Raw genomic sequence first — 21,402 nt, forward strand, 5'->3', positions numbered from 1 at the left:
GCATTCAGCCCGCTGCTTCGAAGATATCGCGCAGCCACTGCGCGAATACTCTGACCCGCGACGAAAGCTGACGGTTTTGCGGATACAGCACCGACACGGGCATCGGCGGCGGCGGAAAATCGCCGAGCACAACCCTCAGGGTTCCGGCAGACAGTTCACTCGCCACCCGGTATCGGGGCACCTGCACCATGCCCAGACCCGCCACGGCGGCGCCCGTGTATAAATCCGCTCCGGTGACCGAGACGATCGACGGGAGCTGCATCTCGACCACTTCTCCGGCGACTGTGAATTCCATCGGCAACGCCCGTCCTGAGGCGCTCGAGATGTAGTTCACCGCTTGATGGGCCTCGAGCGCCTGGAGCGTTACCGGTTCGCCGAATTTCGCGAGATAGGCGGGACTGGCCACAGTGACCTGAGCCATGGAAGCGACGCGCCGCCCGACCATCGACGAGTCCTGCAGTGTCCCCGCCCGCAGCACGCAATCGATGCCCTCACGCACCAGGTCGACGAGGCGGTCATCCTCGCCGATGTGAAGCTCGATGCCCGGATACTGCGCGACGAAATCCGGCAAGGCGGGCACGACAAAGTGCTTCGCCAGCGTCCCCTGCACATTGACGCGCAGCAGTCCCTTCGGGGCGACGTTGTGAAACGAGCCCTCCGCTTCCTCCATATCGGCCACGAGGCGCACACAGCGGCGATAGAACGCCTCGCCGTCATGCGTCAGGCGGACAGTGCGCGTGGTGCGCTCCAGTAGACGCGCGCCGAGCCGCTCCTCCATCCGCTTCATCAGATTGGTGACCGTGGCACGGGGAATCTGCAGATCGTCGGCCGCACGGGTAAAACTGCCGCGCTCGGCGATCCGGATAAACACCTGCATCTCCTGGAAACGGTCCATCTCAGGTCGCTCCCGCCTATTGTTAAAGTAAATGGAATGATGATAGCAGTTTGATCCTAATTATCTTTGCCCTCGAATGGTCGAGTATTCGTTTCACCCACTCACCACTTGAATCATCCACAAGGAGCACATCATGACCATCACCAAAAACAGCCAGGTTGCCATCGTCACGGGCGCATCACGCGGGATCGGCGCAGAAGTTGCGCGGCGCCTCGCCAGCGATGGATTTGCCGTCGCCATCAACTATGCGTCGAGTTCGAAGGAAGCCGAGGCGCTGGTCGCCGAACTCTCGGCGCAAGGCGCGAAGGCGATTGCTGTGAAGGCAGACGTCGCGAACGCCGCCGAAGTCCGCGCGATGTTCGAGGCGACCGAACAGCAACTCGGCAAGATCGACGTGCTGGTGAACAACGCCGGCGTGCTGAAAACCGTGCCGCTCGCCGATACGTCCGACGCGCTGTACGACCAGACCTTCAACATCAATGTGCGCGGCACTTTCAACACGCTGCGCGAAGCCGCCGCGCGGATGAACGAAGGCGGCCGCATCGTGAACTTCTCGAGCACGACGCTCGCGCTGAACATGCCGGGCTACGCGGTCTACAACGCGACCAAGGCCGCTGTCGAGGCATTCACGCATGTCTTCGCGAAGGAATTGCGCGGCCGTCATATCACGGTGAACGCGGTTGCGCCGGGCCCGGTCGCGACCTCGCTGTTTCTCGACGGCAAGACGGAAGAGCAGATCAAGACCTTCGCGAACATGCCGCCGTTGCAGCGCCTCGGCCAGCCGGAAGACATCGCGGCGGTGGTCTCGTTCCTCGCCAGCGCCGACGCCGGTTGGGTCAACGGCCAGATTCTGCGTGCGAATGGCGGCGTGGCCTGAAGCTGAAAACTCTCTTGAACGAACCTGAAAACAGTCGGAGAAATATCATGAAATCAGTCATTCTGGTCACAGGCGCAGGAACGGGTATTGGCAAGCTGAGCGCGCAGGCGCTAGCCGAAGCAGGGCATATCGTGTACGCGACGATGCGCGATGTTGAAGGCCGCAACAAGGCGCGCGCTGACGCGCTGCGGGCGCTCGCCGAAGAAAAGGGCATCCAGCTGCATCCGCTGGAACTGGATGTCCTCTCGCAGGAATCGGCCGATGCCGCCACTGCAACGATCGTTCGCGAACAAGGCCGTATCGACGTCGTGATGCAGAACGCGGGGCACCTCGTCGTCGGTCCGTCGGAGGCGTTCACCCCTGAAGAAATGATGAAGGTGTTCGATACCAATCTGTTCGGCGCGCAGCGCGTCAATCGTGCGGTGCTGCCCTACATGCGTGCTCAGGAGTCCGGACTTGTACTGTGGATCAGCAGCACGACGACCAAGGGCGGTTTTCCTCCGTTCATGGGCCCGTATGGTGCAGCCAAGGCCGCGATGGATTCGCTGGCGGTGACCTTGTCGTATGAACTGGCGCGCTTCGGTGTGGAGACTTCGATCGTCGTGCCAGGTGCGTTCACGAGCGGCACGGATCACTTTCCGAGTGCCGGCAAGCCTGCGGACGTCGCGACGACCGCACAGTACAGCCGCTACGACGGTGTGATGGATCAGATCGGCGCCCGTCTGACTGAGCTCACTCCACCTCACGCCGATCCTCAAGCCGTCGCGGATGAGGTGGTACGGATTGTTGGGCTGGACAAAGGCTTGCGTCCGATGCGCTCGGTGATCGACTTTGTTGGGGACGGCGCGAAAGAAGTGTTGGAAGTTTCGGAGCGTGTGCGGATCGAGTTCGCGAAACGGATCGGCATGGGCGATCTGCTCACGGCTAAGGTGAGCGCGTGATGGACGCCAGGCGCATGGTTCGCAGCGCCTGGCTCGCGTTGCTGATGCTGGCCGCCGGGTGCGGCCAGTCTGGCCACGCTGGAGATGAGGGCAACATCATGAAAGCATCGACGACTTACTTGTACCTGCTCAGGAAGACACCGTTTTTCACGGGTCTGGATAAGCAGCAGTTGCAGTGGACGATTGAGCACTCGCGCGAGTGGGAGGCGCAGGCTGGCACCGTGGTTGCGGATTGCGCGTCAGCAGGGCAGCACGAGCGGGACGGCGGCGACTTCTGGATTCTGCTTGATGGCCGTTGGCAAGTTGAACGTGACGGCGAGGTTTATCCGTCTGGTCACGCTGACCCGGGCAAATGGTTCAGCGCTTCGGAGGTACACGGCGATTGCCGGCTTGTCGTGACCGAGCATGGCTATGTGATGAAGATCACGCGGGCAGACATGGACGAGATGTTGTCCCGCGGCTTCGCGTTCGACAGGCATTTGCAGCAAGGGCGGGCGTACTACCGGGCGATGTTCGCCACGGCTACGATGAATCATTAAGCGATCCGCAGGCGCATCGAACTTATCCACGCAATAACAATCAGACCCAGACCATCCAGAGTCGTGAGCGAAAACCGGGCGTGTTAAGGGATTACCCTGGTCAGGCGATTGCGCAGACGATTCGGCTCGCTCGGCCCCGAAGCCGCCGCCCGCGAGCCCCCCACACCCCCGCAAAAATTTCCTCCCCCCTTCCTTCTTGAATTTGTCACCACCCGTCCATATAATTAGCACTCGCTGCACGAGAGTGCTAACAACATCGCCGGTTGGCTTTGCCAGCCGGGTTTTCTCAGCGTTCTTCAGTCTCAATCAAGAGAGGAGTATGTATGAACCTTCGTCCTTTGCATGATCGCGTGATCGTCAAACGTCTGGATCAAGAAACCAAGACTGCGTCGGGCATCGTGATCCCCGAAGCCGCAGCAGAAAAGCCGGATCAAGGCGAAATTCTGGCAGTCGGCCCGGGCAAGCGTGACGACAAGGGCGCACAAATCGCCCTCGACGTGAAGGTTGGTGACCGCGTCCTGTTCGGCAAGTACGCAGGCCAGACCGTTAAGGTCGACGGCAACGAACTGCTCGTGATGCGCGAAGAAGACATCATGGCCGTGGTGCAGAAGTAAGCGAAAAATCGCTACTTACCCGGTTATATCCCAAGAATTCAAGGAGTTAGAAGATGGCAGCTAAAGACGTCGTATTCGGTGATTCCGCCCGTGCCAAGATGGTTGAAGGCGTGAACATCCTCGCGAACGCTGTGAAGGTCACGCTGGGCCCGAAGGGTCGCAACGTTGTCCTGGAACGCAGCTTCGGCGGCCCGACGGTCACCAAGGACGGTGTGTCGGTCGCGAAGGAAATCGAGCTGAAAGACAAGCTCCAGAACATGGGCGCACAAATGGTCAAGGAAGTCGCTTCCAAGACCAGCGACAACGCAGGTGACGGCACCACGACCGCAACGGTTCTGGCTCAGTCCATCGTCCGCGAAGGCATGAAGTACGTCGCATCGGGCATGAACCCGATGGACCTGAAGCGCGGTATCGACAAGGCTGTGACGGCCGCTATCGAAGAACTGCGCAAGATCAGCAAGCCCTGCACGACCAACAAGGAAATCGCTCAAGTCGGCGCGATCTCGGCGAACAGCGATTCGTCGATCGGCGACCGTATCGCTGAAGCGATGGACAAGGTTGGCAAGGAAGGCGTCATCACGGTTGAAGACGGCAAGTCGCTGCAAGACGAGCTGGACGTGGTTGAAGGCATGCAGTTCGACCGCGGCTACCTGTCGCCGTACTTCATCAACAACCCGGACAAGCAAGTTGCTGTGCTCGACAACCCGTTCGTGCTGCTGCACGACAAGAAGGTGTCGAACATTCGTGACCTCCTCCCGGTCCTGGAACAAGTCGCCAAGGCTGGCCGTCCGCTGCTGATCATCGCAGAAGACGTCGAAGGCGAAGCGCTGGCTACGCTGGTTGTGAACAACATCCGCGGCATCCTGAAGACGGTTGCTGTCAAGGCTCCGGGCTTCGGCGATCGTCGTAAGGCCATGCTGGAAGACATCGCGATCCTGACTGGCGGTCAAGTTATCGCTGAAGAAACCGGCCTGACGCTCGAAAAGGCAACGCTGGCTGAACTGGGCCAGGCGAAGCGTATCGAAGTGGGCAAGGAAAACACCACGATCATCGACGGCGCAGGCGAAGCTGCCAACATCGAAGCACGTGTGAAGCAAGTTCGCACGCAAATCGAAGAAGCTACGTCGGACTACGACCGTGAAAAACTGCAAGAGCGCGTGGCCAAGCTGGCTGGCGGTGTTGCAGTGATCAAGGTCGGCGCTGCGACCGAAGTCGAAATGAAGGAAAAGAAGGCACGTGTCGAAGACGCACTGCACGCAACGCGCGCAGCAGTGGAAGAAGGCATCGTGGCTGGCGGCGGTGTTGCACTGATCCGCGCTCGCACGGCAATCGCTGGTCTGAAGGGCGCTAACGCCGATCAAGACGCAGGTATCAAGATCGTTCTGCGCGCAATGGAAGAACCGCTGCGCCAGATCGTCACGAACGGCGGCGAAGAAGCCAGCGTCGTGGTGGCAGCAGTTGCAGCAGGCAAGGGCAACTTCGGCTACAACGCAGCAACCGGCGAGTACGTCGACCTGGTTGACGCTGGTGTCGTGGACCCGACGAAGGTCACGCGCACGGCACTGCAAAACGCAGCATCGGTGGCAGGTCTCCTGCTGACGACCGACGCAGCGGTTTGCGAACTGCCGAAGGAAGATGCTCCGATGGCTGGCGGCATGCCCGGCGGCATGGGCGGCATGGGCATGGACATGTAATTTCGCGGGAGCCTCGCTCGCGAGGCTTCAGGCGAAACGCATGGGGAAGCGCGCTGCAAGGCGTGCTTTCCAAAACAAAAAACCCGCAGCGATGCGGGTTTTTTGCGTTTATCAATGCCGCGCTTCTCCGGGCGGCGCATCCTTGGCGCTGCCGAGCGGCGTGTCTTCTTCGCTGCTGCGCGCCCAGAAAAACCGGTCGGGCAAATAAGCACCCATACCAGGGCGAAATGCACTGCGCATTGCCTGATACAGATACTCCTGCGCTTCGCGCACGGCTTCGGCCGGATCCTGCCCATTCGCGAGCAACGCGGCAATCGCCGCGCCGAGCGTGTCGGTCAAGCCCATGATGCGGTGCGGGCCGCGGTCCCACATATCCTGGCGCAACTGGCCGTCGTCGCTGAACAGCGTATTGACGAGGCGGTGCGTGCCGGTTTCCGTGGACAGGATGTACTCGCAGCCTTGCGACAGCAGATGCGAAATCGCGGCATCGAGGCTGGGCGCCTCGGCGTCCCCGTCCGGCTGGGCGAGCGCGAGCAGGGTGGCGTGATCGGCCACCAGCAGGGTGGTCTGCGGCGCCAGCAGGTCGGCAATCGCTTCGCGCAGTTCGTCCGCCGCAAGCACGTGCTCGTCGTCGAGCGTGAAGTCGGGGGCGAGAATCAGCGGGATGTCGTCGTAGTCGGCCACGACCTCGGCGATCGCGCTCACCACTTCCGCTCGTGTGGCGGCGCCCACCTTGAAGGCGGCAATGGGCATATCTTCGAGCAGCATGCGTGCCTGGGTAGCGACGACTTCCGGGTCCAGCCCGGTGACTTCGTCGCAGCTCGCCGAATCGCGCACAGTGTAGCCCGTCAGCACGCTGACGCCGTGGCAGCCCATGCTGGCTAGCGTCATCAGGTCGGCTTGCAGGCCGGAAGCGCCCGTCGGATCGGAGAGGCCGAAGGTGAGAACGATCGGAGGAGTGTCGCTGGGCATGAAGATGGTGGGCAGGAAAGGAGCGAATGTAAGCGCGCACTGTGGGCGCGCAGTCGGCTCAATTATGCGGCCTAAAGCGCGGCCGGGGCGTTTTTTCGCATCCGCGAAGGGGCTTTATGCCCAGAACGGGGGCATCGTGCCGTATCTTGTGCGGCGCCTTGTCCTGAGTCGCATGCGGCGCCTCGCGAACGCGCTACCATGGCGACTTTCGATTGCTAGGCATTGGGGCGGCAACACGGTACCATCATGGCTCTCGTTTGAACGCCCTTTTTGACGCGACACAAGAATGGAATATAGAAGCTGGATGTGCCTGATCTGCGGCTGGATCTACGACGAAGAAGCCGGTTTGCCAGATGAAGGGATCGCGCCGGGCACGCGTTGGGAAGATGTTCCCATTAACTGGACTTGCCCGGAATGCGGCGCCCGCAAGGAAGACTTCGAGATGGTCCAGATCTGACCATCGGGAAAGTCGCGCGTTTCGACGGCGGCGTGAGCGCGCTCGTCGGCCGTGCGGCGCGGCAGCGCGGAGCAAAACGGCCCGTGCGCTGTCGCAACGGTAGTTCGTCATCGTACTGTCGCGGGCTCGGGCGCCTCTTGGCGCGCACGGCCGTGCGCCGGCCTGTCAGTGTTCGTGCCGCTTGCCCATGATCCCTCGATCCGCATCCCCCGGCTCTTTCGATGCACTGCCGAACCCGCGTGGCGGGTCGGTCCGTCCCGCGGAACTTGCGCTCGCCGAAGCGCAACTGGCGCTCGAGCAGCGCACCAACCCGGCGGCGTCACTGCTGCGGGCGGTGCATGCGTTGCGCGAAGCGGGCTGGCTCGGCGCGCAGCGGCTGGCGGATGCGCTGCTGCTGGTGTCGCCGCTGACGGCCGCCGAGCCGCCCGACGAGTCCGACGCGCGGGGCCTGTTCGCCGCGGCCCTCAACGATTTGCGGGCGGCAATCGGGCGGCACAACCTGCGTGAGCTGTCCTGCTCACCGAGCCTCTTCGCGCATTACCACGCACTCAACGCGCTGATTTCCCGGCACACCCCCGGCTACACCGTTACCTTCGAAGATCTCGCGCTGGCCTCAAGGCCGTTGCCGCCGGTGTCGTTCAGCCCGCAACCTGCGCAGCGCCTCGCGCACTTGCGGGCCCGCTACGAGCGCGCCTTGCTGCCGGTCCTGCGGGCGCATTCGAGCGATGGCACCGCTAGCGCTGCGGTCGCTGCCCTGACCCGTGCCGCGCTCGATGAACTCGATGCCTGCCTGGCCGAACTCGCCGGCCCCGATCCTTACGACTTCTGGCGTCTCGCCTCGGCCTGCGCCAACTCGCTGCGGGTGAGCGGTCACTTAGTCGGTGACACAGATGCACGGCGCTTTCATGCCCGTTGCAACCTCGCGCTGGCGGACCATGCACGCGGCTTGCCGTTGGCCTCGCGCTCACTGGTGCGTTCGACGCTGGCGTTGCTGTGGCGCGACTATGCCTTGTTCGGGGCGGCGGCTGAAGACGCCGAACCGGTCGCGTTGCTGCGCGACTATGGTTTGACGGTGGACTGGCACGTGGCCGGCACCCAGGAATCGGAGGCGCTGTGGGAGGAGGGGGCGGCTCAGGAGCCGGGGTTCGGCGCCGGTTTGCGCGATGCGCGCACGCGCGAACTGGGCGTGCTGACCGTCAATGCGCATGCGTATGAAGATTTCCTCCAAACTGGGGATGCGGCCATCGTCGCGCTCGGCGAGCACGCGCGCGACACCAGCCATCCCGACAAGGCCGATCCGGGCGAAGCCCTGCAGGCGGGCGACGCCGCCTACCGGCTCGGCGCGGCGGCGTGTGCGCTGGGCCTCGGCCATGTCGCGCTGCTGGCGGATGCGCTCGGGCTGGCATGGCGGCGGCGCGCCTACGCCGGCATTGCGACGCCGGGCGGCGGGGTGCCCGATGTGGGGGCGCTCGAGCAAGGCGCCGAAGCCCTGCGGGCCATGCTGCATACGATTGCCGCGGGAGTGGCGCCGCCGCCCGCCGGCCCCGCGCTAGCCGCGCTGACGCGGGCGGTCGAGCAAGGTTGAGCGCGCCGCGCCCGCTTGCGGAATACCTATGCGGACGCCCACCCGATGCATGCCTGAATGCGCACCCGAATACGCGTCGTCGGCAACGTGTAAGCGCGTGATAGAGTGGCAACATGATCCGCTGTCCATGGATCGCGGCAAACCTTATCTGCCCACGCTCAAAGCCCGCCATTCCGCATCGTCTTTGCTAAAATCCGAACTATGTCCAAGAGTACCGATCGCATCAATCTGACCAACCAGTTCCTGATCGCCATGCCCAACATGGCGGACCCCACGTTTTCAGGAACGGTGGTCTACCTTTGCGATCACAGCGAGCGCGGTGCGCTCGGCCTGGTGATCAACCGGCCGACCGATATCGATCTGGAGGCGCTCTTCAATCGCATCGATCTGAAGCTCGAGATCGAACCCCTGTTGCATGTCCCTGTTTACTTCGGCGGCCCGGTGCAAACCGAGCGCGGCTTCGTGCTGCACTACCCGAAGGACGGCAGCCCGTACACCTCGTCGATGTCGGTGCCCGGCGGTCTGGAAATGACCACCTCCAAAGACGTGCTCGAAGCGGTGGCAAGCGGCACCGGCCCGGAACGTTTCCTGCTCACGCTCGGCCACGCAGGCTGGGGCGCCGGCCAGCTCGAGGAAGAGATTTCGAAGAACGGCTGGCTGACTGTCGAAGCCGATCCGAAGATCGTCTTCGACGTGCCCGCTGAAGAGCGTCTCGAAGCGGCCCTCGCGCTGCTCGGCATTTCCCTCTCCATGCTCTCGGGCGAAGCAGGTCACGCATGAGCAGTCCGGCCGGACGGGCGGCAACGCTGCTGGCGTTCGACTATGGTGAAAAACGCATTGGCGTGGCGGTCGGCAATTCGCTGACCAAAAGCGCGCGTCCGCTCGTGGTGGTGCAAAACCGCAACCGCGAGTATCGCTTCGAGGCGCTCGGCAAGCTGATCGCCGAATGGAAGCCGGATGCGCTGGTGGTCGGTTTGCCGATGCATCCCGACGGCGCGCCCCACGAAATGACCCAACTCGCTAAACGCTTCGGCAACCAGCTCAACGGCCGCTTCAATCTGCCGGTGACGTGGGTCGACGAGCGCTATTCGTCGGTCGAGGCGAAGGCCGAGATTCGCGCCGGTAACGGCCGCGCCGACATGCTCGACGCCGAAGCCGCCTGCATCATCCTCCAGCAATATCTAGACGGACTTTCCGACGATCATGAGTTCCATTGACGCCGAGGCGCTGTATCGCGCCGTCCTCGAACAGATTCGTGCCGCTTATGGCGACCAGTTCGGCGGCCCGGACGGCGCCGTGCTGGCCGGCATCCATAGCGGCGGCGCGTGGCTCGCGCAGCGTCTGGCGCGCGACCTGAACGTCGGCAGCTTCGGCGTGGTCAATGTGGCGCTGCATCGCGACGACTATGCGAAGAAGGGTCTGCACGCGCAGGCGAGCCCGACCTCGTTGCCGTTCGAAGTGGATAACCGCCGCATCGTGCTGGTCGACGACGTGCTGTACACCGGCCGCACCGTGCGCGCCGCGCTCAATGAACTGTACGACTACGGCCGGCCGGCTTTGGTGGAACTCGCCGTGCTCGCCGATCGCGGCGGCCGCGAGTTGCCGGTGGCGGCGCGCTTTGTCGGCGGCGTGGTGGACGTACCGGCCGACGCGACGCTCGTGCTTGCGCGCGACGAAAGCAGCGGCGGCGAGCGTTTCACGTTTCACACCGAAGCACGCGCCGATTGAGCGCGAGGTGCGCGCAATGCTTGCTACGGCGCGCGCACTAAAATTGAATCAGGTACCCCTTCATGAATACCTCTACCCAGGATCCCCAGGTTCCTCAGGACACCACCGGCGCGACCCCGTCGCCGGACCGCTTTCGCTACGGCTTCCTGAAGGGCAACCCGCAGCTCACCAGGAACGGTGAGCTCAAGCATCTGCTGACCATCGAAGGCTTGCCGCGCAAGATCGTCACGCACATTCTCGATACCGCCGAGCAGTTCGTCAGCGTGACGGACCGCGAGGTCAAGAAGGTGCCGCTGTTGCGCGGCAAATCGGTGTTCAACCTGTTCTTCGAGAACTCGACGCGCACCCGCACCACCTTCGAGATCGCGGCGAAGCGCCTGTCGGCGGACGTGCTCAATCTGAACATCAACGCGTCGTCGACCAGCAAGGGCGAGTCGCTGCTGGACACGATCAACAACCTGTCCGCGATGCATGCCGACATGTTCGTGGTGCGCCATGCCTCGAGCGGCGCGCCATATCTGATCGCCGAGCATTGCGCGCCGCACGTGCACGTGATCAACGCTGGCGACGGCCGTCATGCACACCCGACCCAGGGTCTGCTCGACATGTACACGATCCGCCACTACAAGAAGGACTTCACCAATCTGCGGGTGGCGATTGTCGGCGACATCCTGCACTCGCGGGTGGCGCGTTCGGACATCCACGCGCTGACCACGCTCGGCGTGCCGGAAGTGCGCGCGATCGGGCCGCGCACCTTGCTGCCGGGCGGTCTGGAGCAGATGGGCGTGCGCGTGTTCCACAACCTCGACGAAGGCCTGAAGGACGTCGACGTGATCATCATGCTGCGTCTGCAGAACGAGCGGATGAGCGGCGCGTTGCTGCCGTCGGCGCAGGAGTACTTCAAGAGCTGGGGGCTGACGCCGGAGCGCCTCGCGCTGGCGAAGCCCGACGCGATCGTGATGCACCCGGGTCCGATGAACCGCGGCGTCGAAATCGACTCGCAGGTGGCGGACGGTCCGCAATCGGTGATCCTGAACCAGGTGACATTCGGCATTGCGGTGCGGATGGCGGTGATGGGCATCGTGGCCGGCAACAACGACTGAGTAAAACAATGAAGATTCATATTCAAGGCGGCACGCTGATCGACCCGGCAGCCGGCACCGAACAGCAGCAGGACGTTTTCATTGCGGCAGGGAAGATCGTCGCGCTCGGCACCGCACCGGCGGATTTCCAGGCGGAGAAGACGATCGACGCCACTGGACTCATGATCGCGCCGGGCCTCGTTGACCTCGCCGCGCGGCTGCGCGAACCGGGCTACGAACACAAGGCGACGCTCAAATCGGAAATGGCCGCCGCACTCGCGGGCGGCGTGACGAGCCTCGTCTGCCTGCCGGATACCGATCCGGTGCTCGACGAACCCGGGCTTGTCGAAATGCTCAAGTTCCGCGCGCACAATCTGAACCAGGCGCATGTCTATCCGCTCGGCGCGCTCACGGTGGGCCTCAAAGGCCAGGTCATCACCGAGATGGTTGCATTGACCGAAGCCGGCTGCATCGGCTTTTCGCAGGCGGATGTGCCCGTGGGGGACACCAAGGTGCTGCTGCGCGCGCTGCAGTACGCCAACACCTACGGCTACACCGTCTGGCTGCGCCCGGTGGATGCCTACCTCGGCCAGGGCGGTGTGGCTGCCAGCGGTGCGCTGGCGTCGCGGCTGGGGCTGTCTGGCGTACCGGTTGCGGCCGAGACCATCGCGCTGCACACGATCTTCGAACTGGTCCGCGTGACCGGAGCGCGTGTGCACCTGTCGCATCTGTCCTCGGCGGCGGGCGTCGAACTGATGCGCGCGGCGAAGGCCGAGGGCCTGCCGGTCACGTGCGATGTGACGGTGAACCATATCCACCTGATCGACCTCGATATCGGCTACTTCGACGCGCAGTTCCGCCTCGATCCGCCGCTGCGCTCGCAGCGCGACCGCGAAGCGATCCGCGTGGGTCTCGCCGACGGTACGATCGATGCGATCTGCTCGGACCACACCCCCGTCGACGATGACGAAAAGCTGCTGCCGTTCGCCGAAGCGACGCCGGGCGCGACTGGGCTGGAGCTGTTCCTGTCGCTGACGGTGAAGTGGGCGCAAGAGGCGGGCGTGCCGCTGGCCCAGGCGCTCAAGCGCATCACTGCCGCGCCCGCTGGCGTGCTGAAGCTGGACGCAGGACGCATCGAGGTGGGCGCAACGGCCGATCTGTGCGTGTTCGATCGCAACGCCCACTGGCGCGTCGAGCCGCGTGCATTGAAGAGTCAGGGGCACAACACGCCGTTCCTCGGCTACGAGTTGCCGGCGCGCGTGCGGGCGACGCTCGTCTCCGGGCACGTCGCGTTCGAACAGCGTTGATTTTCTGCAGCGACCGCGCCGCTTGCCGATATTCCAGCTAACCCGCTCGTTACCGACAGACACGGAAAGCTCCAACCATGAAGCTCGCATTTCGCAAGGCCCGGCTGATCGTGCACCTGCTGCACGGCATGTTGACAGTGGCGACGCGCTTTCCGCGCGCTAGCGTCGCCGAGCGGGAAGCGCTCAACCGCGCGTGGTCGCTAAAGATGCTGCGTTTGTGCGGCATGCGTCTGGTGGTCCACAACGACAGCGCGCGGCTCGATGCCGGCGCGCTGGTGGTGGCGAACCACATTTCGTGGATCGATATCTACGTCATCAACGCGTGGCGGCCGACGCCGTTCGTCTCGAAGGCCGAGATCCGCAAATGGCCGGTGGTGGGGTGGCTCGCGCAGCAACTGGGTACGGTGTTCATCCAGCGCGAGAAGCGCAGCGACGCCAAGCGGATCATGCATGAGCTATCCGACCGGCTGAGCGCGGGCGAGCTGATGTGCGTGTTTCCGGAGGGCACCACCTCGGACGGTCTGACGCTGTTGCCGTTCCACGCCAATATGTTTCAGGCGGCGGTCTCGGCGGGCAGTCCTGTGCAGCCGGTCTGCCTGATGTATGAAGACGCGCAGGGCCGGCAATCGACGGCGCCCGCGTATATCGGCGATCTGTCGCTCGGCCAGTCGCTCGACGCGCTGCTGCGCGGCGCCCCGCTGACGGCGCATGTGTATGTGGGCGAGGCGCTGGCGCCGGGCGCCGACCGGCGCATGCTGGCGGCGCAGGCGGAGCAGACGATCGGGGCGGCTTTGCGCAGCCTGCAAGGCGCTGCACCGGTCGTGGCGCCGACCTTGGCTCCTGCCGCGGCGCCCGCGTCTGAAAGCGGAGCCGCTACCCCAGCGGGTTTGCGGGCTGTCGTAGCGTCTCAGTCTCAGGACCGGACGCTGCTCGACGAGGGCGTCGAGCAGCGCGGGCACTCAGCCTGACCGGCTTATTCCATGACGGCGCGGCAGCCCGAGCATTCGACCTGGGTGAGGGTGCGTTCAGCCGGGTTGGCCGCGAGCCGCACCGCGGACAGCTTTTCACCCCAAACACAGCCTGAATCGAGGCCGATCAGGTTGTCGCGCATCATCAGGCCGAGCGCGGCCCAGTGACCGAACACCACCGTGATGTCGGCCGTCTTGCGCGACGGCACGTCGAACCACGGCATGAAACCCGGCGGCGCCGAATTGAGACCGCCGCTCGTACTGAAGTCCATCACGCCATCCAGATTGCAGAAGCGCATGCGCGTGAGGGCGGTGCAGGTGAGCCGCAGACGGTCGATACCCTTCAGGCCAGGCTTCCAGCGATTCGGCTCATTGCCGTACAGACCCGCCAGGGTTTCCTTCCAGTTCGGCGCCCGCAGCGCGCGCTGCAGTTCATCGGCGAGTTCCAGCGTCAGCGTGGCATCCCATTGCGGCAGCACGCCCGCATGCACCAGCAGCATGCCGTTCTCGACATGCACCAGCGGCCGGTGACGGATCCAGTGCAGCAGGTCTTCCGCGTCCGGCGCGGCGAGAATCTCGTTGATCGTGTCGCCCTTTTTCGATTTGCGGATGCCGGCAGAAACCGACAGCAGATGCAGGTCGTGATTACCCAGCACCGGCTTGGCACGTTCGCCAAATGCGATGATGTCGCGCAGCGTGGCGAGCGACTCGCCGCCGCGATTAATGAGATCGCCGGCGAACCACAACGGCGTGTCGGGCGACGGCGCGGCCTTCGCGAGCAGCTGTTGGAACTGGGTGCGGCAACCTTGCAGGTCACCGAAGGCAAGGGGTACGGAATGCGACGGACTGGAAACGGTCATCTGGGGCGGAATCAGGTACGCACAGGCGGAGGAAGCTACATGGTAGCGTGACATAATAGCCCGTTTGATGCGACGGTATTGCGACGTGCTACATAACGGAGAATGTGAGTGAGCGAACAAACGACGAAACCAGCGAAACATGCTGAGCGCCTGACGCGAACACTCGTTACCGGAGCCAGCGGCTTTACCGGCAGCTGGCTGATCAGCAATCTGCTTGCCAGCGGCCATGCAGTCACGGAAACCGTGGCCGGAGAGGGCGCGCCGGAGACGCCATCGCGGCGCCGGCTGGATATCACCTCGCTCGAACAGTGCCGGCGCGTGATCGACGAAGTGCGGCCCGATTACATCGTGCACCTGGCGGCGATCAGCTTTGTCGGACACGACGATCCGCTCGGTTTCTACCGCGTCAACGTGCTGGGTACGCTGAATCTGCTGCAGGCCTGCGCGGACGTCGGCCATACGCCACGCAAAGTGCTCGTGGCGAGCAGTGCGAATGTGTACGGCAACGTCACCAGCGACGCGATTGACGAGAGCTTCCCGGTGGCGCCCGTCAACCACTATGCGGCGAGCAAGGCGGCGATGGAATCGATGGTGCGCACATGGTTCGACCGGCTGCCGATCCTGGTCGTCAGGCCGTTCAACTATACCGGCCGCGGCCAGAGCTCGAACTTCCTGGTGCCGAAGATCGTGGAGCATTTCGCGCGGCGCGAACCTGAGATCTCGCTGGGCAATATCGACGTGGCGCGGGATTTTTCGGACGTGCGGTACGTGGTGCGGGCCTATGAGGCGCTGTTGGATAGCTCGGCGGCTGGCGAAATTGTCAATGTTTGTACGGGTCAGCCTTACACCCTGCGCGAGATTCTGGCGATGGCCAGCGAAATCACCGGGCATGAACTGGAAATTCGTGTCAATCCGGCGTTTGTGAGGCAGACCGACGTGAAGGTGTTGGTGGGGTCGCCCGCTAGGCTGCGTGGGCTGGTGCCGGGGGTGGAGGCGATTGGGTTTCGGGAGACGTTGGGGTGGATGTTGGCGGCGTAAGGTATTGTTGCGGCGCAAAATGCCGGCCATTCGGGCGTGTTTTTGTCTGTTTTTGACCTTCAGAAGCGAGCTTTGTCAAGCTGTTTCAAGTTGTTAGGGCTCTGGTTTTCGCCCCATCCGGCCGTATAATTGAGGCCTCGTAAAAAATCGAGACGGATACGATTCGGCGCTCAGAATTGCCGGCGCCGACTCGCTGCCAAATCCGGCGATCGATTTCGTATGAACGAAAAATCGACCGATCACGAACTTCTAGAGGGAACCCCATGGTCCTGGTAACGGGCGGTGCTGGCTTTATCGGCGCCAATTTTGTGCTTGACTGGCTGAGCCAGTCGGATGAGGCGATCCTGAACGTCGACAAGCTGACCTATGCGGGTAATTTGCATACGCTCAGTTCGTTGCAGGGCAACCCGAAGCACATTTTCTCGCAGACCGACATTTGCGACCGCTCGGCGCTGGATGCCTTGTTCGCGGAGCACAAGCCGCGTGCGGTGGTGCATTTCGCCGCTGAAAGCCACGTTGACCGTTCGATCCATGGCCCGGCCGATTTCGTGCAGACCAACGTGGTCGGTACGTTCACCTTGCTCGAAGCCGCCCGCAGCTACTGGAATGGTCTCGGCGAGGCCGACAAGGCCGCGTTCCGTTTCCTGCATGTGTCGACCGACGAAGTGTTCGGCTCGCTGTCGGCCACGGACCCGCAGTTCTCCGAAACGACGCCGTACGCGCCGAATAGCCCGTACTCGGCAACGAAAGCTGCTGCGGATCATCTGGTGCGCGCCTACCACCATACATATGGCCTGCCGACGCTGACCACGAATTGCTCGAACAACTATGGCCCGTATCACTTCCCCGAGAAGCTGATCCCCCTGATGATCGCCAATGCGCTGGGCGGCAAGCCGCTGCCGGTCTATGGCGACGGTCTGAACGTGCGCGACTGGCTATACGTCGGCGACCACTGCGCAGCGATTCGTGAAGTGCTGGCGCGCGGCACGTTGGGCGAAACCTACAACGTGGGCGGCTGGAACGAAAAGACCAATCTCGACGTGGTGCACACGCTGTGCGATCTGCTCGACGATCTGCGTCCCAAGGCCTCCGGTTCGTACCGCGACCAGATTACGTTCGTCAAGGACCGCCCTGGTCACGACAGGCGTTATGCCATCGACGCCCGCAAGCTCGAGCGGGAGCTCGGCTGGAAGCCGGCTGAAACCTTCGAGACGGGTCTGCGTAAGACGGTGCAATGGTATCTGGACAACCAGCCCTGGGTGCAGGATGTGATGTCCGGTGACTACCGGAACTGGGTAGCGAAACAATATGCAGCCTAAGGTGACGCGCATCCCCACGTTGCTTGTCACCGGAAGCAACGGCCAGGTCGGCTTCGAGTTGCGGCGCAGCCTCGCGCCGCTCGGCCGCGTGATGGCTGTGGACCGTGCCGGCTGCGATCTGACCCGGCCGGACGAGTTGCGCCGTGTCGTGCGCGAATTGCGTCCGGACGTCATCGTCAATCCGGCCGCTTATACCGCCGTCGACAAGGCCGAGACCGAGGCTGAACTCGCCTACGCCATCAACGGCGTAGCGCCCGGTGTGCTTGCCGACGAGGCCAAGGCGCTGGGCAGCCTGCTGGTGCACTATTCGACGGACTACGTGTTCGATGGACGCAAGGACGGTGCGTATGTCGAAGCGGATGCGGTGGATCCGCAATCCGTCTACGGCAAGAGCAAGCTCGCCGGCGAACAGGCCATTGCGGCGTCCGGCGCGACCGCGCTGGTGTTGCGTACCTGCTGGGTGGCCGGCGCCCACGGCGGCAACTTCGCCAAGACCATGCTCAAGCTGGGCCGCGAGCGCGACAGCCTGCGCGTGATTGCCGACCAGTTCGGCGCGCCGACTACCGCCGCCCTGATTGCCGACGTGACTGCCCAGATTATCTCGCGCCACTGGCTGCGCGGCCGGCGCGAAGCGTTCCCCGCCGGCGTCTACCATCTGGCTGCCGCCGGCGAAACCACCTGGCACGGCTATGCGACTGAAGTACTGCGCTGCGCGGCGGCACGCGGAATCGAACTGAAGGTGGACCCGGCTCGCATCGAGGCGATTCCGGCTACCGCCTACCCGCTCCCCGCACCGCGTCCGGCCAACTCGCGCCTGAATACTGAGAAGCTGCGCGAGACTTTCGACATTCACCTTCCGGACTGGCAGCAGGGCATTCATTTCCTGCTCGACCAGATCCTTTCCTGATCATTCGTACCATGCGCAAAGGCATCATCCTTGCCGGCGGTTCCGGCACGCGGCTTTATCCGATTACCCGCTCGGTGTCCAAGCAACTGCTGCCCGTGTACGACAAGCCGATGATCTACTATCCGCTGTCCACACTGATGCTGGCAGGGATTCGCGACATTCTGGTCATCTCCACGCCGGAGGACACCCCCCGTTTTGCCAGCATGCTTGGCGACGGCAGCGACTGGGGTATCAACCTTCAGTACGCAGTGCAGCCCTCGCCGGACGGACTGGCGCAGGCTTTTATCATTGGCCGCGACTTTATCGGCAACGATCCGTCTACGCTGATCCTCGGCGACAACGTTTTCCACGGCCACGATCTGGTCCGGCAACTCGAGCGGGCTGCCGCGAAGGATGCGGGCGCAACGGTATTCGCCTATCGCGTGCAAGATCCCGAGCGTTATGGCGTGGTGGAGTTCGACGACAATTTCCGCGCGCTGTCACTCGAGGAAAAGCCGGCGAATCCGCGTTCGCATTATGCGGTGACCGGGCTGTATTTCTACGATCGTCAGGTCTGCGACATTGCAGCCGACATCAAGCCGTCCGCGCGCGGCGAGCTTGAGATCACTGATCTCAACAACCGCTACCTCGAAATGGCGCAGCTCGAAGTCGAAATCATGGGCCGCGGCTATGCCTGGCTCGATACCGGCACGCACGACTCGCTGCTGGAAGCGGCCAGCTTCATCGCCACGCTGCAGAACCGTCAGGGGCTGATGGTGGCGTGTCCGGAGGAGATCGCTTATCGCAGCAAGTGGATCAGCGCGGAACAGGTGGAGAAGCTGGCGGCACCGCTGTCGAAGAGCGGATACGGCAAATACCTGCGGCAAATTATTTCGGAAGCGGTCAAATGAGCTTGAATGTGATTCGCACGGAGATTCCCGACGTATTGATCATCGAACCCAAAGTGTTCGGCGACTCGCGGGGATTTTTCTTTGAAAGCTTTAACCAGAAAGCGTTTGCTGAAGCGACCGGGGTCGACCTGACTTTTGTTCAGGATAACCACAGTCGCAGCAGCAAGGGCGTGCTTCGCGGACTGCATTATCAGATTGAACAGCCACAGGGCAAGCTGGTGCGTGTGGCGCAAGGGGCGGCTTTTGATGTTGCCGTGGATATCCGCAAGAATTCGCCCACGTTCGGCAAGTGGGTGGGGGTGGAGCTGACCGAGGAAAATCATCGGCAACTCTGGGTGCCGCCGGGCCTTGCGCACGGCTTCCTGGTGCTCACCGAAACCGCGGACTTCCTCTACAAGACCACGGACTATTACGCCCCGCAGCATGAACGGAGCATTGCATGGAACGATGCCGAGGTTGCTATCGATTGGCCCTTGGCACAGTACGGCATTGCGGAACCCAAACTCTCCGCCAAAGACCTGCTCGGCATGAGCCTGAGTCAAGCCTGCGGTGAGTAGGGATGTCTCTTAAGCGCAATACACTTTGGAATCTGGCCGGAACGGGACTGCCTCTATTGCTAGGGGCCGTGACGATTCCTTTTCTCATCCACCGGGTGGGGATCGAGTCATTTGGAGTGCTTACGCTCATTTGGGCGTTGATCGGCTATTTCAGTCTTTTTGACTTCGGTCTAGGGCGTGCGCTGACCCAGCAGGTTGCGGCCGTCCGGTCGGCGGGAGATCACGCCCAACTGCCAAGCCTCGTCAAAACCGGCCTCGGATTTACCGCCGTGACCGGCGTGCTGGGTGGTCTGATTCTCGCGTGTCTTGCGAGCCCAATGGCGTCGCACTGGCTGAAGGTGAGCGCGGCCCTGCAGCCCAGCACATTAGTGTCGTTGCTGATCGCAGCAGTTGGCATACCGTTGACGACCGTGACCACAGGATTTCGCGGCATCCTTGAGGCGTACGAAGACTTCGGCGCCGTGAATATACTGCGCATGGGTCTTGGCGCCGCCAATTTCGGCCTGCCGGCGCTCAGCGTGCTGCTGTTGGGCAATTCGCTGGTCTGGATGGTCGCCAGTTTGATCCTCGCCCGAGTGATCGTGCTGCTGGCCCATGCTTGGGTCGTTCACCTCAGACTGCCGGAAGGCTGGCTGACCGCGCCGTTCAGCAGAGAGAATATGCGGCGCCTGCTTTCCTTTGGCGCATGGATGACTGTGTCGAATATCATCAGCCCGCTGATGGTGACGGCCGACCGCTTCGTCATTTCAGCCGTGCTCGGGGCAGGCGTGGTTGCCTACTACACGGTGCCGTTTGAGGCGCTCATTCGCGTGCTGGTGATCCCCGGAGCGTTGACTGCTGCCTTGTTTCCCCGGCTGACAGCCACGCTGACGAGCGACCGGCCAACCGCACGCCGGCTCTATTCGAACAGCCTGAAGCTGATGTTGGTTGTGCTGCTGCCGATATGCCTTGTGATTTGCGCGGGTTCCAAATTCGGCTTGGGGTTGTGGCTTGGGAAGGGTTTTGCATCGCACGCCTGGCTGACCGTTTCGATTCTCGCAATCGGATTATTATTCAATGGCATCGCGGCGGTGCCGTTTGCTGCCGTGCAAGCCACGGGCAATGCCCGGCCGACCGCTATTCTGCATATGACCGAACTGGTCATTTATGTGCCGGTGCTCATCGGGCTCCTTAAGCTTTGGGGGGTGCCCGGCGCCGCCATGGCCTGGACGTTCCGCGTGCTAATTGATCTGATTGCGCTCATGGTGGTTGCGCGAGTGTTCTTGCGAAGCGATGAGTGATATGACTCGTGACATCCTTGCGATCATCATCTGTTTCAAGCCCAACCATGAGCGCCTGCGCGGGTTGATTGACGCCATCAGCGGCAGCGTAGGGCGCATTGTCCTGTTCGACAACGGTGGACTGGACGTCGCGAAGCTGGCCTGCACCGGTGCAGAAAAGATCCAGGTCGAATCCCCTGGTGAGAACGTCGGCCTGGCGACCGCGCTGAACTTCGCCTGTGAGTATGGCGCGAAGAATGGCTATCGCTTCCTGATTTCCTTCGATCAGGACAGCACCCCGCCCGCCGAAATGATCCCGATTCTGGAGCGCGAGTTGCTCGCCTACCAGGCGAAAAATGCGCGTGCCATCGCGATTGGTCCGCAACTGGTCGATGTGCGCGATGGGAAGGAAATGATTTCGCCTTTCGTCCGTTTCGGGAAAATTGGCATCTCTAAATGGAGCGGTGACGGTACCGAGCCGGTTTCCCAGCTGATCACTTCTGGATGCATGGTGGATCTGAGTGTGTGGGGCACTGAAAACCGGTTTAATGACGAATTGTTTATCGATTATGTCGATAACAATTGGTGCTGGCGAATGACCCGCAAGAAATATCTGGTCCTGGGGACTTCGAGAGCCCGCATGCCGCACGAGCTTTCTGAAGAAATCAAAGAGTCGAGCTATATTTCATTGAACAAGTACGGGTGGATTCGACGCTATTTCCAGATGAGAAATGGCGTTTATCACCTCGCTCACGAGTCTTTGTCATTGGCTCAGCGCCTGTATGTGCTGCGGGCGATGATAGTCGTGTTCCTCTCATCTGTGATCTCGGATGAGCGACCGCTGCAATCAGTCTGGCAGTGCATGCGCGGTGCGGCGCACGGCCTGGTTGGCCGAATGGGAGCCTATCGATAG

General features: G+C 62.6%; 23 protein-coding genes. 20 read left to right on the top strand and 3 right to left on the bottom strand.

Translation table 11 applies throughout. The annotated features are described in order from the left end of the window. Positions 1–4 precede the first annotated feature (4 nt). Positions 5–895 carry a LysR family transcriptional regulator gene (locus tag BLQ92_RS29635; protein WP_090690395.1) on the bottom strand — a complete coding sequence of 297 codons (891 nt, stop codon included), beginning with the start codon at positions 893–895 and terminating at the stop codon, positions 5–7. Positions 896–1,028: 133 nt separating this feature from the next. Here BLQ92_RS29635 and BLQ92_RS29640 point away from each other — a divergent pair, with 133 nt between their 5' ends. The 5 genes from BLQ92_RS29640 to groL all read left to right on the top strand — a co-directional run bounded on the left by BLQ92_RS29640 (position 1,029) and on the right by groL (position 5,560). Further along, positions 1,029–1,772 (top strand): SDR family oxidoreductase, encoded by a 744-nt coding sequence (locus BLQ92_RS29640; protein WP_090690398.1) that lies wholly within the window; start codon positions 1,029–1,031, stop codon positions 1,770–1,772. Between the two features lie 47 nt (positions 1,773–1,819). Continuing rightward, the gene (locus BLQ92_RS29645; RefSeq protein WP_090690402.1) at positions 1,820–2,713 is read left to right on the top strand and encodes an SDR family oxidoreductase; all 894 of its coding nucleotides are present in this window, start codon (positions 1,820–1,822) and stop codon (positions 2,711–2,713) included. Further along, entirely contained in the window at positions 2,713–3,252 is a 540-nt protein-coding gene (locus BLQ92_RS29650) for a cyclic nucleotide-binding domain-containing protein (protein ID WP_090690406.1), read from the top strand. The genes BLQ92_RS29645 and BLQ92_RS29650 overlap by 1 nt, the downstream gene beginning before the upstream one ends. Before the next feature lie 323 nt (positions 3,253–3,575). Beyond that, positions 3,576–3,866 (top strand): co-chaperone GroES, encoded by a 291-nt coding sequence (groES, locus tag BLQ92_RS29655; RefSeq protein ID WP_007178996.1) that lies wholly within the window; start codon positions 3,576–3,578, stop codon positions 3,864–3,866. Between the two features lie 53 nt (positions 3,867–3,919). Then, positions 3,920–5,560 (top strand): chaperonin GroEL, encoded by a 1,641-nt coding sequence (groL, locus tag BLQ92_RS29660; RefSeq protein WP_090690410.1) that lies wholly within the window; start codon positions 3,920–3,922, stop codon positions 5,558–5,560. Positions 5,561–5,671: 111 nt separating this feature from the next. Here the strand turns inward: groL and BLQ92_RS29665 are convergent, their stop codons facing one another. Further along, a complete protein-coding gene (locus BLQ92_RS29665; RefSeq protein WP_090690414.1) occupies positions 5,672–6,532 on the bottom strand; it encodes a hydroxymethylpyrimidine/phosphomethylpyrimidine kinase in 861 nt (286 codons plus the stop codon). A 286-nt stretch (positions 6,533–6,818) separates the two neighbouring features. Between BLQ92_RS29665 and BLQ92_RS29670 the strand changes: the two genes are divergently transcribed. The 8 genes from BLQ92_RS29670 to BLQ92_RS29705 all read left to right on the top strand — a co-directional run bounded on the left by BLQ92_RS29670 (position 6,819) and on the right by BLQ92_RS29705 (position 13,659). Continuing rightward, entirely contained in the window at positions 6,819–6,989 is a 171-nt protein-coding gene (locus BLQ92_RS29670; RefSeq protein WP_008342674.1) for a rubredoxin, read from the top strand. Positions 6,990–7,176: 187 nt separating this feature from the next. Further along, positions 7,177–8,574, top strand: coding sequence for a FimL-related protein (locus BLQ92_RS29675; protein WP_090690417.1), 1,398 nt, complete (start codon positions 7,177–7,179; stop codon positions 8,572–8,574). 201 nt (positions 8,575–8,775) lie between these two features. Next, positions 8,776–9,354: a YqgE/AlgH family protein gene (locus tag BLQ92_RS29680; protein WP_090690421.1), complete on the top strand. Its 579-nt coding sequence runs from the start codon at positions 8,776–8,778 to the stop codon at positions 9,352–9,354. Next, on the top strand, positions 9,351–9,791 hold the full coding sequence (gene ruvX / locus BLQ92_RS29685) for a Holliday junction resolvase RuvX (RefSeq protein WP_090690425.1): 441 nt from the start codon (positions 9,351–9,353) through the stop codon (positions 9,789–9,791). The genes BLQ92_RS29680 and ruvX overlap by 4 nt, the downstream gene beginning before the upstream one ends. Further along, complete coding sequence (gene pyrR / locus BLQ92_RS29690; protein ID WP_090690429.1) at positions 9,778–10,302, top strand: bifunctional pyr operon transcriptional regulator/uracil phosphoribosyltransferase PyrR; 525 nt, start codon at positions 9,778–9,780, stop codon at positions 10,300–10,302. The genes ruvX and pyrR overlap by 14 nt, the downstream gene beginning before the upstream one ends. A gap of 62 nt (positions 10,303–10,364) precedes the next feature. Continuing rightward, entirely contained in the window at positions 10,365–11,405 is a 1,041-nt protein-coding gene (locus BLQ92_RS29695; RefSeq protein ID WP_090690433.1) for an aspartate carbamoyltransferase catalytic subunit, read from the top strand. 8 nt (positions 11,406–11,413) lie between these two features. Continuing rightward, positions 11,414–12,691 (top strand): dihydroorotase, encoded by a 1,278-nt coding sequence (locus BLQ92_RS29700; protein ID WP_090690437.1) that lies wholly within the window; start codon positions 11,414–11,416, stop codon positions 12,689–12,691. Between the two features lie 77 nt (positions 12,692–12,768). Then, positions 12,769–13,659 carry a lysophospholipid acyltransferase family protein gene (locus BLQ92_RS29705; RefSeq protein ID WP_090690441.1) on the top strand — a complete coding sequence of 297 codons (891 nt, stop codon included), beginning with the start codon at positions 12,769–12,771 and terminating at the stop codon, positions 13,657–13,659. Positions 13,660–13,664: 5 nt separating this feature from the next. On the opposite strand, the gene BLQ92_RS29710 is transcribed toward BLQ92_RS29705, so the two are convergent. After that, complete coding sequence (locus BLQ92_RS29710; protein ID WP_090690444.1) at positions 13,665–14,519, bottom strand: symmetrical bis(5'-nucleosyl)-tetraphosphatase; 855 nt, start codon at positions 14,517–14,519, stop codon at positions 13,665–13,667. A gap of 108 nt (positions 14,520–14,627) precedes the next feature. On the opposite strand from BLQ92_RS29710, the gene BLQ92_RS29715 reads away from it, so the two are divergent. The 7 genes from BLQ92_RS29715 (at position 14,628) to BLQ92_RS29745 (ending at position 21,402) form a co-directional block, all read left to right on the top strand. Next, the gene (locus tag BLQ92_RS29715) at positions 14,628–15,557 is read left to right on the top strand and encodes a GDP-mannose 4,6-dehydratase (protein ID WP_090690448.1); all 930 of its coding nucleotides are present in this window, start codon (positions 14,628–14,630) and stop codon (positions 15,555–15,557) included. Positions 15,558–15,820: 263 nt separating this feature from the next. After that, entirely contained in the window at positions 15,821–16,876 is a 1,056-nt protein-coding gene (rfbB, locus tag BLQ92_RS29720) for a dTDP-glucose 4,6-dehydratase (RefSeq protein ID WP_090690451.1), read from the top strand. Further along, on the top strand, positions 16,866–17,783 hold the full coding sequence (rfbD, locus tag BLQ92_RS29725; RefSeq protein ID WP_090690454.1) for a dTDP-4-dehydrorhamnose reductase: 918 nt from the start codon (positions 16,866–16,868) through the stop codon (positions 17,781–17,783). The genes rfbB and rfbD overlap by 11 nt, the downstream gene beginning before the upstream one ends. Positions 17,784–17,794: 11 nt before the next feature. Continuing rightward, positions 17,795–18,673, top strand: a complete 879-nt coding sequence (rfbA, locus tag BLQ92_RS29730; RefSeq protein ID WP_090690457.1) for a glucose-1-phosphate thymidylyltransferase RfbA — start codon at positions 17,795–17,797, stop codon at positions 18,671–18,673. Beyond that, positions 18,670–19,230: a dTDP-4-dehydrorhamnose 3,5-epimerase gene (gene rfbC, locus BLQ92_RS29735; protein ID WP_090690460.1), complete on the top strand. Its 561-nt coding sequence runs from the start codon at positions 18,670–18,672 to the stop codon at positions 19,228–19,230. Before rfbA ends, rfbC begins: the two co-directional genes overlap by 4 nt. 2 nt (positions 19,231–19,232) lie before the next feature. Continuing rightward, on the top strand, positions 19,233–20,510 hold the full coding sequence (locus BLQ92_RS29740) for a flippase (RefSeq protein ID WP_090690463.1): 1,278 nt from the start codon (positions 19,233–19,235) through the stop codon (positions 20,508–20,510). Between the two features lies 1 nt (position 20,511). Next, positions 20,512–21,402: a glycosyltransferase family 2 protein gene (locus BLQ92_RS29745; RefSeq protein ID WP_090690467.1), complete on the top strand. Its 891-nt coding sequence runs from the start codon at positions 20,512–20,514 to the stop codon at positions 21,400–21,402.

The sequence above is a fragment of the Paraburkholderia phenazinium genome (assembly GCF_900100735.1).
Lineage (GTDB): Bacteria > Pseudomonadota > Gammaproteobacteria > Burkholderiales > Burkholderiaceae > Paraburkholderia > Paraburkholderia phenazinia.

Bases quoted from the DNA above. Each gene is read 5' to 3' on its own strand.
- BLQ92_RS29635 (WP_090690395.1), bottom strand. From the start codon at position 895: ATGGACCGTTTCCAGGAGATGCAGGTGTTTATCCGGATCGCCGAGCGC.
- BLQ92_RS29640 (WP_090690398.1), top strand. From the start codon at position 1,029: ATGACCATCACCAAAAACAGCCAGGTTGCCATCGTCACGGGCGCATCA.
- BLQ92_RS29645 (WP_090690402.1), top strand. From the start codon at position 1,820: ATGAAATCAGTCATTCTGGTCACAGGCGCAGGAACGGGTATTGGCAAG.
- BLQ92_RS29650 (WP_090690406.1), top strand. From the start codon at position 2,713: ATGGACGCCAGGCGCATGGTTCGCAGCGCCTGGCTCGCGTTGCTGATG.
- groES (WP_007178996.1), top strand. From the start codon at position 3,576: ATGAACCTTCGTCCTTTGCATGATCGCGTGATCGTCAAACGTCTGGAT.
- groL (WP_090690410.1), top strand. From the start codon at position 3,920: ATGGCAGCTAAAGACGTCGTATTCGGTGATTCCGCCCGTGCCAAGATG.
- BLQ92_RS29665 (WP_090690414.1), bottom strand. From the start codon at position 6,532: ATGCCCAGCGACACTCCTCCGATCGTTCTCACCTTCGGCCTCTCCGAT.
- BLQ92_RS29670 (WP_008342674.1), top strand. From the start codon at position 6,819: ATGGAATATAGAAGCTGGATGTGCCTGATCTGCGGCTGGATCTACGAC.
- BLQ92_RS29675 (WP_090690417.1), top strand. From the start codon at position 7,177: ATGATCCCTCGATCCGCATCCCCCGGCTCTTTCGATGCACTGCCGAAC.
- BLQ92_RS29680 (WP_090690421.1), top strand. From the start codon at position 8,776: ATGTCCAAGAGTACCGATCGCATCAATCTGACCAACCAGTTCCTGATC.
- ruvX (WP_090690425.1), top strand. From the start codon at position 9,351: ATGAGCAGTCCGGCCGGACGGGCGGCAACGCTGCTGGCGTTCGACTAT.
- pyrR (WP_090690429.1), top strand. From the start codon at position 9,778: ATGAGTTCCATTGACGCCGAGGCGCTGTATCGCGCCGTCCTCGAACAG.
- BLQ92_RS29695 (WP_090690433.1), top strand. From the start codon at position 10,365: ATGAATACCTCTACCCAGGATCCCCAGGTTCCTCAGGACACCACCGGC.
- BLQ92_RS29700 (WP_090690437.1), top strand. From the start codon at position 11,414: ATGAAGATTCATATTCAAGGCGGCACGCTGATCGACCCGGCAGCCGGC.
- BLQ92_RS29705 (WP_090690441.1), top strand. From the start codon at position 12,769: ATGAAGCTCGCATTTCGCAAGGCCCGGCTGATCGTGCACCTGCTGCAC.
- BLQ92_RS29710 (WP_090690444.1), bottom strand. From the start codon at position 14,519: ATGACCGTTTCCAGTCCGTCGCATTCCGTACCCCTTGCCTTCGGTGAC.
- rfbB (WP_090690451.1), top strand. From the start codon at position 15,821: ATGGTCCTGGTAACGGGCGGTGCTGGCTTTATCGGCGCCAATTTTGTG.
- rfbD (WP_090690454.1), top strand. From the start codon at position 16,866: ATGCAGCCTAAGGTGACGCGCATCCCCACGTTGCTTGTCACCGGAAGC.
- rfbA (WP_090690457.1), top strand. From the start codon at position 17,795: ATGCGCAAAGGCATCATCCTTGCCGGCGGTTCCGGCACGCGGCTTTAT.
- rfbC (WP_090690460.1), top strand. From the start codon at position 18,670: ATGAGCTTGAATGTGATTCGCACGGAGATTCCCGACGTATTGATCATC.
- BLQ92_RS29740 (WP_090690463.1), top strand. From the start codon at position 19,233: ATGTCTCTTAAGCGCAATACACTTTGGAATCTGGCCGGAACGGGACTG.
- BLQ92_RS29745 (WP_090690467.1), top strand. From the start codon at position 20,512: ATGACTCGTGACATCCTTGCGATCATCATCTGTTTCAAGCCCAACCAT.